The organism is Tessaracoccus massiliensis (genome assembly GCF_000826065.2).
Taxonomy (GTDB): domain Bacteria; phylum Actinomycetota; class Actinomycetes; order Propionibacteriales; family Propionibacteriaceae; genus Arachnia; species Arachnia massiliensis_A.
This window is the reverse complement of record NZ_LN623543.1, coordinates 438,300-452,577: the sequence shown is the minus strand read 5'-3', so window position 1 is coordinate 452,577 and position 14,278 is coordinate 438,300. Positions and strand designations below refer to the sequence as shown.

10 protein-coding genes are annotated in these 14,278 nt (G+C 68.9%); 5 read left to right on the top strand and 5 right to left on the bottom strand.

Translation table 11 applies throughout. The features are described 5' to 3' along the window. The first annotated feature begins 51 nt into the window (after positions 1 to 51). Positions 52 to 1,146, top strand: coding sequence for a tryptophan--tRNA ligase (gene trpS / locus BN1186_RS12590; RefSeq protein WP_040284365.1), 1,095 nt, complete (start codon positions 52 to 54; stop codon positions 1,144 to 1,146). Here the strand turns inward: trpS and BN1186_RS12585 are convergent, their stop codons facing one another. From BN1186_RS12585 to ligD, 4 genes are all read right to left on the bottom strand, one after another. Then, positions 1,147 to 2,631, bottom strand: coding sequence for a DEAD/DEAH box helicase (locus BN1186_RS12585; protein WP_082031402.1), 1,485 nt, complete (start codon positions 2,629 to 2,631; stop codon positions 1,147 to 1,149). A 69-nt stretch (positions 2,632 to 2,700) separates the two neighbouring features. Continuing rightward, positions 2,701 to 2,925: a DUF3107 domain-containing protein gene (locus BN1186_RS12580; protein WP_040284364.1), complete on the bottom strand. Its 225-nt coding sequence runs from the start codon at positions 2,923 to 2,925 to the stop codon at positions 2,701 to 2,703. A gap of 36 nt (positions 2,926 to 2,961) precedes the next feature. After that, positions 2,962 to 3,765 (bottom strand): PP2C family protein-serine/threonine phosphatase, encoded by an 804-nt coding sequence (locus tag BN1186_RS12575; protein ID WP_052460145.1) that lies wholly within the window; start codon positions 3,763 to 3,765, stop codon positions 2,962 to 2,964. Between the two features lie 13 nt (positions 3,766 to 3,778). After that, positions 3,779 to 4,714 carry a non-homologous end-joining DNA ligase gene (ligD, locus tag BN1186_RS12570; protein ID WP_040284363.1) on the bottom strand — a complete coding sequence of 312 codons (936 nt, stop codon included), beginning with the start codon at positions 4,712 to 4,714 and terminating at the stop codon, positions 3,779 to 3,781. Positions 4,715 to 4,786: 72 nt separating this feature from the next. Here ligD and BN1186_RS12565 point away from each other — a divergent pair, with 72 nt between their 5' ends. From BN1186_RS12565 to nudC, 3 genes are read left to right on the top strand one after another with little or no spacing between them, the layout of a single operon-like run. Beyond that, the gene (locus BN1186_RS12565) at positions 4,787 to 7,885 is read left to right on the top strand and encodes an ATP-dependent helicase (protein WP_180349080.1); all 3,099 of its coding nucleotides are present in this window, start codon (positions 4,787 to 4,789) and stop codon (positions 7,883 to 7,885) included. After that, entirely contained in the window at positions 7,882 to 11,046 is a 3,165-nt protein-coding gene (locus BN1186_RS12560; RefSeq protein ID WP_180349079.1) for an ATP-dependent DNA helicase, read from the top strand. Before BN1186_RS12565 ends, BN1186_RS12560 begins: the two co-directional genes overlap by 4 nt. Further along, positions 11,046 to 11,876 carry an NAD(+) diphosphatase gene (gene nudC / locus BN1186_RS12555; RefSeq protein WP_052460143.1) on the top strand — a complete coding sequence of 277 codons (831 nt, stop codon included), beginning with the start codon at positions 11,046 to 11,048 and terminating at the stop codon, positions 11,874 to 11,876. The genes BN1186_RS12560 and nudC overlap by 1 nt, the downstream gene beginning before the upstream one ends. On the opposite strand, the gene BN1186_RS12550 is transcribed toward nudC, so the two are convergent. Continuing rightward, on the bottom strand, positions 11,863 to 12,066 hold the full coding sequence (locus tag BN1186_RS12550) for a DUF7455 domain-containing protein (RefSeq protein WP_040284362.1): 204 nt from the start codon (positions 12,064 to 12,066) through the stop codon (positions 11,863 to 11,865). The genes nudC and BN1186_RS12550 overlap by 14 nt on opposite strands. 142 nt (positions 12,067 to 12,208) lie before the next feature. Here BN1186_RS12550 and BN1186_RS12545 point away from each other — a divergent pair, with 142 nt between their 5' ends. Next, entirely contained in the window at positions 12,209 to 14,257 is a 2,049-nt protein-coding gene (locus BN1186_RS12545; protein WP_040284361.1) for a DNA gyrase/topoisomerase IV subunit B, read from the top strand. Positions 14,258 to 14,278 lie beyond the last annotated feature (21 nt).

The window sequence follows — 14,278 nt, the reverse complement described above, 5'->3', positions numbered from 1 at the left end:
AGCGATAGGCTGGGTGCCGCACATCCACTACTCACCCAGGCAGGTTCCCTCATGTCCGTGACCGACGAGATCTCTTCCGACATCGATGCGTCGCTGGCGCGCTCCACAGCGCGCAGCCTGGAGATCGAGAGGCAGTTGGCGAAGGACCCCAGCCGGTTCCGCATTTTGACGGGTGACCGGCCCACGGGCAACCTCCACATCGGGCACTACTTCGGTTCGCTGGAGAACCGGGTGCGGCTGGCCTCGCTGGGTGTCGAGACGATGGTGCTGATCGCCGATTACCAGGTCATCACGGACCGCGACGGCATGGGCCCCATCCGCGAACGCGTCTACTCGCTGCTCGCGGATTACCTCGCCGCCGGCCTCGACGAAGAGCACGTGACGTTCTTCACGCACTCCTCGGTGCCGGCACTCAACCAGCTGATGCTGCCGTTCCTCTCCGTGGTCACCGATGCTGAACTGCGCCGCAACCCCACCGTCAAGGCGGAGACCGACGACACCGGCGACCGGCCGATGTCCGGCCTCATGCTGACCTACCCGGTGCACCAGGCGGCCGACATCCTGTTCTGCAAGGCCAACCTGGTTCCGGTGGGTAAGGACCAGCTGCCGCATCTCGAGTTGGCTCGCGTGATCGCCCGTCGCTTCGACGAGCGGTACGGCCGGGCCGACGAGTCCCGGCCGGTGTTCCCCAGCCCCGAAGCGCTGCTCAGCAAGTCCGGCACAGTGTTGGGCCTGGACGGCACCAAGATGAGCAAGTCAAAGAACAACACCATCGAGATCGGTATGACCGCGGAGCAGACGGCCAAGCTGCTCAAGCGCGCCGTCACGGATTCTGACCGCCACATCACCTACGACCCGACGAACCGCCCCGAGGTCTCCAACCTGGTCAACCTCGCCGCGCTGTGCCTCGACAGGGAGCCGGTGGAGATCGCCGAGGAGATCGGCGACGGCGGCGGTGGCGGGCTCAAGAAGCTCGTGACTGAGGCCGTCAACGAGAAGTTCGCCCCCATCCGCGAGCGCCGCGCCGAACTGGTGGCAGATCCGGGACACCTGCGCGATGTGCTGGCCCGGGGCAACGCCCGCGCCAACGACATCGCCGACCAGACCCTCGCAGAGGTCCGGTCGGCGATGAAGATGATGTACTGATCAGCCCTTGTCGTCAGGCTTGACCTCGACGCCGCCGCGGATACGCCTGCGGCGGCGACGGGGCTTGCGCTCGGCCGACGCCGGCTGATCGCCCTCAGACTCGGTGCTGCGGCGGGTGCGTCGACGCGGTGCGCCGCCGTCGGCTCCGCCCCGCTGGCTGCGACGCCCGCCACCCCTGCGCTCGCCGGTGCCACGACGGTTCGACTCGGCGCGTTCCTTGGCGGCAGGGGCGCCGGGCGCACGTCCGCGGGTGCCTTCCGGGATGTCCAGGTCCGTGTAGAGGTGCGGTGAGGACGAATACGTCTCGTCCGGGGTGGGGATGTCGAGGTTCAGGGCCTGATCGATCAGCTTCCACCGGTGCAGGTCAGACCAGTCCACGAACGTGACGGCCACGCCCGTGTTGCCGGCCCGGCCGGTGCGGCCGATGCGGTGCACATAGGTTGCGTCCGTGTCCGGGCACTCGTAGTTGATGACGTGGCTCACGTCGGCGATGTCGATGCCGCGCGCCGCCACGTCCGTGGCGACGAGCACCTGGATGGTGCCCGCACGGAACTTCTTCAGGGAGCGTTCGCGGGACTGCTGGTTGAGGTCGCCGTGGATGGAGGCGGCTGCGAAGCCCCTGTCGACCAGGTCATCGGTGAGACGCTGGGCGGCCCGCTTGGTGCGGCAGAAGACCATCACCTTGCCGGTCTGCCTGCCCTGCAAGAGGCGGGCGACGATCTCCGGCTTGTCGAGATCGTGCGCCTGGTAGACGAACTGCTCGATGTCCGGCACCGTCATCTGGGCGTCGTCGCCCTCGGCGCGGATGTTGATGGGCTTGTTCAGGGTGGCGCGCGCCAGAGCCAGGATGGGCGCCGGCATCGTGGCGGAGAACAGCAGGGTCTGCCGGTTCTTCGGCGTCTTGTTCAACAGACGCTCGATGTCAGGCAGGAAGCCGAGGTCCAGCATCTCGTCGGCCTCATCGAGGACGAGGACCTGGATGTGGCTCAGGTCGAGCGCCCCCCGGTTGGCCAGGTCGAGGAGGCGGCCGGGGGTGCCGACGGCGATGTCGATGCCGGCCTCCAGTGCGTCGAGCTGGTCGTCGTAGCCTGTGCCGCCGTAGATGGTGAGGACACGCATCTTGAGGTGCTTACCGGCGACGTCCATGTCGCGTCCCACCTGAAGCGCGAGCTCGCGGGTGGGGCACACCACCAACGCGCGGGGCTTGCCGTGGGCCGGCTTCTCGCCGTCGGAGAGGGTCACCATGCGGTGCAGCAGGCTCACGCCGAAGGCGAGGGTCTTGCCGGTGCCGGTGCGGGCCTGGCCGATCACGTCGCTGCCTTGGAGGGCGAGCGGGATGGCGAGGGTCTGGATGGCGAAGGGGTGGACGATGCCCACCTCTGCCAGTGCCGATGTGATGGATTCGTGGATGCCGAGGTCAGCGAACGTGTCGCTGACTGCAATCTCGTTGTCGCTCAGGATACTGACCTTTTCGAGTGAGCTCACGGCGCGGGTGCGCGGCCGGAGGCGGGCAGAGTGCGCCCGCGAGGGCCCACTCTACCCCAGGCGGGTCGGTCAGACCGCGCCGAAGCCTACGACGCGTGTGCTGGCGCTGCCGATGTCGAGGTATCCCACGCGGGACGCGGGCACGATCACGCGGCGACCCTTCTCGTCGACGAGTTCGAAGAGGCCGGAGTCAGCCACGGCCTTACGCAGCTGGTCAACGACCTCATCGGCTGAGGCGGTGGTGTCGATGGTGACTTCGCGGGCGACGTCTGTGATGCCGATCTTGACTTCCATGCGGACAACTCTAGCCGCGGATCCAAGCGGCCCGCGTCAGTGCTCGACGCGGGCGAGCACGACGGTGATGTTGTCCTTGCCGCCCTGCTCGTTGGCCCAATTCACCAACGACTCGGCCAGCGCCGCCGGGCCTGATGTCCTGCCGAGATGCTCGCTGAAGAGCGCGGACATGTCCTCCGGCGAACTCGCGTAGTTCCACAGGCCGTCGGTGCACAGCAGCAGCCAGCCGTTGGTCTGGGGTTGGGCGGTGATCACCGACGGCGTCACGTTCGTCGCCTGCCTGCCGAGCCACTTGGTGATTGCGTGCGCCTGGCTGGACTGCTCGGCCTCGTCGCGGGACATACCCAACATGATCCGTGCCTGGGCCATGGAGTCATCGGTCGACAGCAGTTCCGTGGATCCGTCGTCGCTGAGCCAGTACGCGCGGGAGTCGCCGACGTTGCCCACCGCGATCAGGCCGGGTTGGACCATCGCCGCGAGCAGGGTGCAGGCCGACGGCTCGTCCGCCGCGCCGAGGACCTCCTCGTTGGCGGCGGAGAACGCCTGCACGAAGGCGAGGTTGGGTGCCGTTCCCTCGCCGACCCGCTCGATCAGTTGCTGCACGACCGTCTCCGCAGCCACGAGTGAGGCCAGTTCCGAGCCCTCGGCGGTGGTCACGCCGTCAGCGATGGCGAGCATCGCCTCGTTGCGCGGCTCGGAGCGCACCGCCAGGCACATGGCGTCCTGGTTCGTGCGGTGCCGCCGGCCCATGTCGCTGCAGCCCGCCACCCAGAAGGCCGGCTCGCGGACGTAGTGCGCGCGCTCGGAGCGGGGCTGCGGGGTGATCGACTCGTCCGTCATGGGCTCCATCCTGTCAGTCGAGGGGGTCGGGTAGCGACTGGCTCGCCGTGGAGGGCAGGGTTGCCGCCCACAGATCGCCCATACGTTGTATCCGGTCAAGCATGGCAGAAGGGCTGGTGCGCACCGGGGCCTCCAACGCAGCCACCTCGTCCCAGGTCAGTGGGGTCGCCACCGAAGGCACGTCCAGCCCGCGCACCGAGTAGGCGTGGATGGTGTTGCGGGCCGCGAGGTTCTGGGCGAAATCGACGAAGATCAGGCCGGCGCGGGCCTGCTTGGCCATGGTGGCCACGAAGATTTTCGGGTGCCGGCGAGTCAGGTGCCGGGCCAACGACACCGCGAAGTCGTAGACCTGCGACGCCGGGGTGGGCAGGATCGGCACCGTGAGCTGGAGCCCCTTGTTGCCAGAACTCTTCGGGTGGGCCTCCAAGCCCACTTCGGCCAGGGCTGTCGCGGCCAGGATCGCCCCCGTGGCTGACTGTGCCGTGCTGACACCTGGCCCCGGGTCGAGGTCCACCACCAGGCTCGTGGCCCGCGGCTCATCCTGGCCCTCCAGGACGATGCCTGCATCCCCGACGGTGGCCTCCGTGGTGCGCCACTGTGGGGTGTGCAACTCGATGGCGGCCAGGTTGGCCAGCCACGCCAGGTCCGCGCGCTGCGTGGCGGTGACATAGCTGACCGTCCCCGCGCTGGTGGCCACGTCAACTGTGCGCACGAACTCCGGCGTCCCGCCCGGCGCGTTCTTCTCGTAGAACGATTCGCCTCCTGTGCCGCTGGGGAACCGCACCCGCGTCAGCGGGCGGTCCCGCAGGTGTGGGAGCAGGATCTCCGAGATCTCCACGTAGTAGCTGATGAGCTCTCCCTTGGTGAAGCCGGTCGGAAACAACGGCCTGTCGAGATTGCTCAAGCTCAGGGTGAGCCCGTCGATCTCGGTGGTGATGCGCTCGCTCATCGGTGACCTCCTGCGCCCCAGCATGGCAGCCGCGGTGTGAAAATGTCAGCCCCAGGTGGTTGCATGGTGGCCATGAGTTTCCGCGTGGTGCCGCCCGCCCCTGTCGCCATGCCGCCCCTCACCCAGGAGCAGGCGGCGCTGGCGGCGCCTGCCCCGGCCGTCTCGGTGGTACTCGGCGGGCCGGGCTCGGGCAAGACCACCCTCATCGCGGAGGCTGCAGCGGCCCGCGTCGCGGCGGGATCCTCGCTGGACCGGCTGATCGTCCTGGCACATTCAAGGTCGGCGGCCCAAGCTCTGCGCCGGGACATCACCCGGCGCCTGCAGCGGGCACAGACCGAGGCGCACGTGACCACCATCCACGGCTTGTCGCTGGGTCTGCTGCGGCGCTACCGCCCACACGAGGACAGCCCCTGGCGCCTGCTGCGGGCGCCGGAGCAGGAGGCGCGCATCCGGGAGTTGCTGGAGGGGCGTGGCCCGGGAGCGTGGCCGGAGGAGTTCCGCGCCGCCGTCGGCACGCGGGCCTTCGCCCGGCAACTCCGCGAGGTGCTGGCCCGGGCTCGACAACTGTCCCTGGATCCGGAATCCATCGCGGCCATGGCAACGGATGCGGGTGATGAGCTGTTCCTGGCCGCAGCAGGGTTCATCGAGGAGTACCTCACCGTCGCGGATTTCGACGGCACGCTGGATTACGCGGAGCTGGTCTACCGCACCCGCCTGCTGCTGACGGAGCAGCCGGTGGCCAACGGCGTGCTGGGCAGCTTCGACGCCGTCCTGCTCGACGATGCGCACGAATCGGATCACGCCCAGGTGGGGCTGGTGGGGGACCTCGCCCGGCTCGGGCTGCCGGTCCTGGCGACGGGAGATCCGCACTCCCGGATCGGTGGCTACCGGGGCGCAAGCGCCACCGCCATGGCTGATCTCGCTGCACTGCCCGGGGCTCGCCTGGCGCACCTCGGCAGGGGCTTCCGTAGCAGGGCCGCGGTGGCGGAGGCACTGGACGCCCTGAGGCTGCGGCTGGATCAGCGCAACGCCTCAGGTCCGTTGGCGCCGGAGCACACCGGAGGCAGCGTCACTGCCACGGTCTATGACGATGAGTCTGCGGAGCTTGCGCACGTCGCCACACAGCTGCGGGAGGCCGTGACGCAGGGTGGGCTCGCCTGGGCGGATCTGGCGGTCGTGACCCGCGCCGGCAGGGCTCAGCTGAGCGCGGTGGCGAAGGAGCTCATCCGGCTGGGGGTGCCCGTGGACGTCTCCGGCGACGAGATCGCGTTGGCGGAGCAGCCCGCGGTGGCGGTGCTCCTGCTCGCCCTGAGCGTGTGCGCCGACGGGGGAGCGCCGGAGGCGGATCAGGCCCGCCTCCTGATGTCCTCGCCGCTGTGCGGCCTCGACGGCGTGGGGCAGCGACGCCTGGCTCGTGCGTTGCTCGCCCGGCACCGCGCGGAGGGCACCTCGGGGGTGTTGTTGAGTCGCTGCCTGGCGGAACCCGCGCTCCTGGAGGGGATCAACCTGCCGGAAGCCGAGCAGGCGGCAGCCCTCGGCACGCTCCTGGCGGAGGGTGCAGCCCTGCTCACGCGTGGGGCGGAGGTTCAGGAGGTGCTGTGGCACGTGTGGGCGGCCACGGGGTGGCCTGAGGACCTGCGGGAACGCGCGTTGCGGGGGGCCAGGCGCGCGGATGCGGATCTCGACGCGATGGTGGAGCTGTTCGAGCAGGCCGCGCGGGCAGATGATCTCCGGGGTGCGGCCGGGGCCAGAACCTTCCTGGGCGAGCTGTCGGGCCAGGAGATCCCGGCGGACACGGGCCGTGAGCTGGACGTCAGCGGCCGGGGCGTGCGGGTCGTGACGGCGCACCGCACACGCGGGTTGGAATGGGAGAGGGTCTGGGTCATCGGGGTGCAAGAGGGATTATGGCCCCGTCTGACCAGGGCCGGGCTCCTGATCGACGCGGACAGGCTGGGGCCGGATGGGCTTGCGGTCCCCGGCCAGGAGTCCAACCTGCTCCCGGAGCGGCGCCTGTTCCACGTGGCGTGCAGCCGCGCCCGCTCAGGACTTCATGTCTCCGCCGTGCAGGGCGTCGACGGCGAGGGCGGCAGGCCTTCAAGGTTCCTTGCCGAACTCGGCGTGGAGGTGCAGCGCGTCAACGGCAGGCCGGGGCGGCTGCTGTCCGCCGCCGCGCTGGTGGGTGACCTGCGCCGCGCCATGGTGGACGAATCGGTTCCCCCGGGCCTGCGCCGGGCGGCGGCGCTGCGCCTGGCAGACATGGCCGCAGTGCAGAACCCTGATGGTGCCCCCGCGTTCCCCGGAGCGTCACCGGGAACCTGGTGGGGCATGCGGGAGGCCAGCGGAGCGGACCGCGAGCAGCGGGGCCCGGTGCACCTCAACGGCTCATCGCTCGAGCAACTGCTCAAGTGTCCCCGCCTGTGGTTCCTCTCGCGCCGCGCACAGGCCGAGCCCGCCCGTCAGTCCCGGGCCTCTGTGGGAGATGTCGTCCACCTGGTGGCCAAACAGGGGGCGCTGGAGGGGCTCACCGCAGAGGACATGCGCGCCCGTCTCGACTCGGTCTGGAGCAGGATCCCCTTTGAGACCGAATGGCTCTCAGCCACTGAACGCTCGGAGATCTTCGCGGCTGTCGATCGGTTCGCCCAGTACCAGAGCACCAACGAACATGAGCTTGTTGCGGTCGAGCAGCCGTTCGAGCTGGAGCTGGAGGTGGCGGGCCAGCCGGTGGTCCTCCGCGGCTCCGTGGACAGGTTGGAACGCACCCCGGATGGCCGGCTCAGGGTGGTGGATCTCAAGACAGCCAGACGTGTGCAACGCGCCTCGGAGGTGGTGGACAACCCTCAGTTGGGCGTCTATCAGTTGGCGGCGAGCCTCGGCGCATTCTCCGCGGTGGCGGGCGGAGCTACGGCCGTCGCGCCGCCCGCGCTGATGTTCCTGCGCGGCGGCGAGGTGTTCCCGGAGGTGGTCGAGCAGCCGTCGATCGACGACGCGCCGGCCCTGGCCGGCGAAGAGTTGGCGGTGGGCCCCACGTGGGTCCATGACAGGCTGGCCACCGCGGTGGACATCCTTCGCGGGGGGCGCTTCGAAGCCGTCGAGTGCTCCGCCTGCAGGTACTGCCCGTTCACAGATTCCTGCCCGGCCCTGGCCGGCACCGGAAAGGGGGCGATCCGGTGACGATCCACCCCATCCGGAGCCATGTCTTCACAGATCCGCAGCAGTTGTGTGATGCCCTGGGCATCCCGTTCTCGGATGAACAACTCGAGTGCATCACGGCGCCCCTCGAACCGGCGGTGATCATCGCGGGTGCCGGCAGCGGCAAGACCACGGTGATGGCTGCGCGGGTCGTCTGGCTCGTCGGCACGGGGCAGGTGCGGCCCGAGGAGGTGCTGGGCCTCACCTTCACCCGCAAGGCGGCCGCCGAGCTGGCGCTGCGGGTGGCGGACGCGCTCAACAAGGCCGGCGTGCTCACAGGCCTCGACGGCGAGGGCGCCGAACTGGTCATGACCTACGATTCGTTCGCCGCCCGCCTGGTCAGCGAGTTCGGGCTACGCATCGGCATCGACCGGGATCCGGTGATGGTGACGGGCGCCAGCAGATTCCGCCTCGCCACGCGGGTGGTCGCGGATGCCCCCGGTCCCTTCGGCAGCATCAGCAGATTGAGCCACCATTCCATCCCCGAACGGGTGCTTTCACTGGATGCGGAGATGGCCTCCCACCTGGTCACCGCTCAGGCTGTCCTGGAGGAGTGCACAGCTGCCGAGACCCGATTCCGGCAGGCGCCACTGTTCCGCGGCAAGACCATGCGCGATGTCGCCAAGGCGTTGGACGCCACCGCGGAGCGCCGTGAGTTGGTCTCGCTCGTGAGCCGCTACCAGGACCTCAAGCAGCGGCTCGGCGTCGTGGAATTCGCAGATAAGTTGCGTGAGGCTGTCCGGCTCGTCACGCACGTGCCCGAAGTGGGTGGTCAGTTGCGGCGTCGGTTTCGCGTGGTGCTCCTCGACGAGTACCAGGACACGTCCTCGGCGCAGGCGGAACTGCTGCGCCGCCTGTTTACCGGGCCGGTGGACTCGGAGGCGATGGGATTTCCCGTGACAGCGGTGGGGGACCCCTACCAGGCGATCTACGGGTGGCGGGGTGCCGCATCCGGCAACATCCTCGAGTTCCCCCACCAGTTCAGGCGCTCCGACGGCACGCCGGCACAGCGGCAGAGCCTGAGTATCAACCGGCGCAGCGGGCACCGCATCCTCGAGGTCGGCAATGCCTTGGCCGCAGGATTGCGCGCGGCGCCGGGCGAGGACGGCGTTGCGCTGATCGCGCCCAAGGAGGCCGGCCCCGGGGCGGTGGCGGCGGCCCTCTTCGACACCTTCCGCGACGAGGTGGACTGGGTGGCCGAGACCGTCTTGTCCCAGCACGAACTCGGCACCTCCTGGAAGGAGCAGGCGGTGCTGGTGCGGCGAAATGCCGCGCTCGCCCCCATCTTCGAGGCTTTGCGCGACAGGGACGTGCCGGTGGAGATCGTCGGGCTCGGCGGGCTGCTGGCGCTGCCGGAGGTCGCACCCATCGTCGCGACGCTACGGGTGTTGGAGGATGTCACCGCCAACCCGTCGGTGGCCACGCTGCTCACCAGCCCCCGCTGGAACATCGGGCTGGCCGACATGGAGGCGCTGGGCGCAAGGGCCCGCCAGTTGGCTGCCGAGTCCGCGTCGGTCCCGGAGGAGGACGACCTCATCCGGGCGGTCACGCAGGCGGATCCAGGAGAGGTGGTCTGCCTGCTGGACGCCGTGGCAGATCCGGGCGACGCCCCCGTCAGCGCTGAGGGGCGCCGCAGGCTGGCCACGTTCCACGGCGAGATCACCGCGCTTCGTCGCTACGCCTCAGAACCGGTGGCAGATCTGGTCACCCGCGTGATAGCCACGCTCGGATTGGAGGCGGAACTGATCGCCACGGGCGGCGACACCAGCCAGGTGGCCCGCTTCGTTGCCGAAGTGGCCAGCTATGTCGACGTCGACGGAGACGGCAGTCTCACCGGCCTCATCGCGTACCTGGACGCCGAATGGGAGCACGGGGAGGGCCTCATGCAGGCCGTGCCCAGCGAGGCGGATTCGGTCAAGCTCATGACGGTGCACCGCGCCAAGGGGCTGGAGTGGGAGACGGTTTTCCTGCCGAGCCTGGTGGACAAGGTCTTCCCCTCTGAGTCCCGCTCGGGCGTGTGGCCACAGCGTGCAGACGTGCTGCCCGCACCATTGCGGGGAGACGCAGGTTCGATTCCCCAACTGGGCGAATACACGAAGAAGGGGATCGATGCCTATCGGGACGCGCTCAAGGCGGATCACTGCCTCTCAGAGGACAGGCTGGCCTATGTGGCAGCCACCAGGGCTCGGAGCCTGCTGGTCGCCTCCGCGCACATCTGGACCCCCGGCAACGTCCGCCCTCGGGCTGAATCGCCGTATTTCACCGTGATCAGAGAGAGCTGCGAGGCGGCGGGCACCTACCTCGACAACGCCACCCGCACCACCCAGACCAATCCCATCCCGGCGGAACCGGCGAGGGCCGCCTGGCCGGTGGAACTGGATGAGGCGGCGCTGGCCCGCCGTGTGTCTGCGGCCGAACTCATCACACAGGCCGGTGACCTGTCCGGGCGGACCCGGGAGGAGCGCGACGCGTGGGCGTGGGAATCCGGCGTCCTGGGGGACGAGGACCAACGGCGACTGGCCGAGTGGGATGAAACCATCGAGCACCTCGCGGAGTTGGCCCGCCGCCGGGCGGACAGGGACGTGGCGTTGCCGGACGGGCTGTCGGCCACCGCGCTGATGGCGTTGCAGGCGGATCAGAGTTCGTTCGCCGCAGGGCTGCTGCGGCGCATGCCCCGGCCACCTTCGCCAGCGGCCCGTGTGGGCTCGCGTTTCCACGAATGGTTGCAGGAACGCTTCCTGCTGCCTGCCTCACTCGAAGAGATCGAGCCTGAACCCGCAGCCCCCACCGACGAGCTCACCCGCCTGATCGAGGCATTCGAGGCCGGGCGGTTCGCGCAGCGCACGCCGCTCGGCGTGGAGGTGCCGTTCCTGATGCGACGGGGCCCGCACGTGTTACGTGGGCGCATCGACGCGGTCTACGCGTGGCCGCAGGACGCTCTGCAGTATCTGGTGGTCGACTGGAAGACCTCCACCAAGGCCGCAGATCCGTTGCAGCTGGCCGTCTACCGGCAGGCATGGGCCGAGGCGCGAGGCGTGGATCCGTCCGTGGTGGGAGCCGCGTTCTACCATGTGCTGACCGATCACCTGCGCTTCGTGGAGGCGCCCGTCGAACTGATCGATCAGGCACTGGAGGTGCAGTAGTGACGCTCTGGGATGAGCCCTCGAGGCTCGATCGGCTCCCGCTCCACCGAACGGAGAAGAAACTGAGGGAGCTCTGGGGAACCGCCGTCGTGGTGGAGATCGATGCCCACGGCTCCATTGGTTCCTCGCAGGGCAGGCCACGCCCGGTCGAGGCGCCGGGGGAGCGGCACGAAGGCGATCTCCTCCTGGGCACCGTGGACGGCGTGCCATGGTTCGCGCGCACGGTGGACGAGGTCTCAGGTGAGGCCATGTGCTGGCGCGACGCTGATCCAGATGAGCTCGACCCGCTGGCCATGGGGGTGGCGTTGGCCCGCTGGCATGCGGGTCAGCCGCCGTGCGAGGTGTGTGGCTCTGCCACGGTGCCGGAACTGGCGGGCGCCAGGCGTGTGTGCATGGGCTGCGGTGCGCTCCAGTTCCCACGCACAGATCCGTGCGTCATCGTGGCGATCACCGATCCGTCCGATCGGCTGCTGTTGGCACGACAGGGGCAGTGGGCGCCCCGGCGCGTATCGATCATCGCCGGGTTCATCGAGGCGGGTGAGTCGGCTGAGCAGGCCGTGCACCGGGAGGTGCTGGAAGAAGTGGGGGTGCGATTGACGTCCCTGAGCTACGTCGCCTCACAGCCGTGGCCCATGCCGCGTTCCCTGATGCTCGGGTTCGAAGCCCGGGCGGTGGGCACGGAGATACAGGTCGACGGCGACGAGATCGTCGAGGGTGCCTATTACACCCGCTCAGATCTCGCCGCCGCCGTTGCTTCGGGTGAGGTGATCCTCCCCGCGGGGGCGTCGATCGCTCGAGCCCTCATTGAGCGGTGGCTCAGTTCTGGCTGAGCCTGCTGGTTTCGTCCTGGATCCGGCTGGCCACCTCGACGAGCTTCTCGCGGTGGGCGTTGGCATGGTGGGCGCAGAACAGCAGCTCACCGCCGGATTGGAGGAATACGCGCAGGTAGGCCTGGGCACCGCAGCGATCACAACGATCGACCGCGGTCAGTGTGGGATCCGTCACGAGTTCGGTCATCATGGCCTCCTGTCCTTTATTCTTACCATCTTCAACGTACCGGAGGCCGGTTTTGTTCCCTGGCACCCGGCGCAGCGTTTCGCTCGCGGCGTACCCGCGGCCCCACGGGTAACCTGTGCAGGTGCAGACCCCGAAGAATCCACAGATGTCCCGCGACTACGAGGCGAAGAACCTTCTGGTCCTCGAAGGCCTCGAAGCGGTGCGCAAGCGCCCCGCGATGTACATCGGTTCCACGGACACCCGCGGCCTCATGCACTGCCTCTGGGAGATCATCGACAACGCCGTCGACGAAGCACTGGCGGGCCATGGTGACCACATCGAGGTGAAGCTGGGTGCTGACGGATCAGTGGTGGTACACGACCACGCTCGAGGCATCCCCGTCGACAAGGAGCCTCGCACCGGGCTGAGCGGCGTCGAGGTGGTCTTCACCAAGCTGCACGCAGGTGGCAAGTTCGGCAACTCCTCCTACAACGCCACCGGCGGTCTCCACGGCGTGGGCGCCTCGGTCGTCAACGCACTGGCCTCGCGGCTCGACGTGCAGGTGGACCGCAACGGTGCCACCTGGGAGATGAGCTTCCGGCGCGGCGTGCCAGGTGTGTTCGACGGTGACGGCCCGGACGCGCCGTTCACACCGCAGAGCGGTCTGCGCAAGGGGAAGAGGGTCGCGAAGGGCACCACCGGCACCAGGGTTCGGTACTGGCCCGATCGGCAGATCTTCCTCGCTGATGCCGAACTCTCCATCAGGCATCTGCACGACCGGGCCCGCCAGACGTCGTTCCTGGTCCCCGGCCTGAAGATCGAGGTGGTGGACGAACGTGGCCCGGAGCGTGCCGAGGAGACCTTCCTGCACGTCGGCGGTATCGCGGAGTTCGCAGATTTCCTGGCCCCCGATGCGCCGCTGACCGAGGTCATCCGGCTGCAGGGGCGCGATTCGTTCGTGGAGACCGTGCCGATGCTGGATGGCTCCGGCGCCATGACCCCCACGGATGTGGAGCGTGACCTCGACGTCGACATCGCCGTGCGCTGGGGCACCGGCTACGACACGGTGCTCAAGTCCTTCGTCAACATCATCGCCACGCCCAAGGGCGGCACCCACGTGCAGGGTTTCGAACGCGGCCTCACCCGGGCCCTGGTCAAGTCGTACGAGGGCACCCGCGGCCTGTTGAAGGCAGGCGAGGAGGTCGTCAAGGACGACTGCCTCGAGGGCCTCACCGCGGTGGTTACGGTCCGGCTGGCCGAGCCGCAGTTCGAGGGGCAGACCAAGGAGGTCCTCGGCACGCCGGCGGTCAACCGACTGGTGGCCCGCATCGTCGAGGCGGAGATGGGTAAGTTCCTCACCGCCTCGAAGACGCGCCAGATGGCGCGCACGCTGCAGGAGAAGGTGGTGGCGGCGGCACGCACCCGCGTGCAGGCTCGCGCCCACCGGGAGACCCAGCGCCGCAAGAACGCGCTCGAATCCTCCACGCTGCCCCCGAAGCTGAAGGACTGCCGCTCCACCAGCGTGGACGCCACCGAGCTGTTCATCGTGGAGGGCGACTCCGCCCTGGGCACCGCTAACGTGGCGCGCAACTCGGAATACCAGGCGCTCCTGCCCATCCGGGGCAAGATCCTCAACGTGCAGAAGGCCTCCGTCGGCGACATGCTGAAGAACGCGGAGTGCGCCTCGATCATCCAGGTGGTCGGAGCCGGTTCCGGGCGCACGTTCGACGTCGACTCGGCCCGCTACGGCAAGGTGATCTTCATGGCGGATGCGGATTCCGATGGCGCGCACATCCGCTGCCTGCTGGCCACGCTGTTCTTCCGCTACATGCGTCCCCTCGTCGAGGCAGGCCGTGTCTACTCCGCGGTGCCCCCGCTGCACCGCTTCGAGTTGATCAATCCCAAGCGCGGCTATGACAAGTACATCTACACCTACTCAGATGCCGAGTACCAGCGCAAGCACCTGGAGCTGACCAAGCGGGGCCAGAAGTTCAAGGAGCCCCAGCGCTACAAGGGCCTGGGCGAGATGGACGCCGACCAACTGGCGGAGACGACCATGAGCCCCCAGCACCGGATGCTGCGGCGCCTCACCGTCGACGACGCCGAGGCCGCCGAGCGCGTCTTCGAGATGCTGATGGGCAACGAGGTCGCCCCGCGTAAGGAGTTCATCATCGAGGGCGCCTACGCGGTGGAGGCCGCCCAGATCGACGCCTAGCCTCGGTCATGGCCACGTCTG

Bases quoted from the DNA above. Each gene is read 5' to 3' on its own strand.
- trpS (WP_040284365.1), top strand. From the start codon at position 52: ATGTCCGTGACCGACGAGATCTCTTCCGACATCGATGCGTCGCTGGCG.
- BN1186_RS12580 (WP_040284364.1), bottom strand. From the start codon at position 2,925: ATGGAAGTCAAGATCGGCATCACAGACGTCGCCCGCGAAGTCACCATC.
- BN1186_RS12575 (WP_052460145.1), bottom strand. From the start codon at position 3,765: ATGACGGACGAGTCGATCACCCCGCAGCCCCGCTCCGAGCGCGCGCAC.
- ligD (WP_040284363.1), bottom strand. From the start codon at position 4,714: ATGAGCGAGCGCATCACCACCGAGATCGACGGGCTCACCCTGAGCTTG.
- BN1186_RS12565 (WP_180349080.1), top strand. From the start codon at position 4,787: ATGAGTTTCCGCGTGGTGCCGCCCGCCCCTGTCGCCATGCCGCCCCTC.
- BN1186_RS12550 (WP_040284362.1), bottom strand. From the start codon at position 12,066: ATGATGACCGAACTCGTGACGGATCCCACACTGACCGCGGTCGATCGT.
- BN1186_RS12545 (WP_040284361.1), top strand. From the start codon at position 12,209: ATGTCCCGCGACTACGAGGCGAAGAACCTTCTGGTCCTCGAAGGCCTC.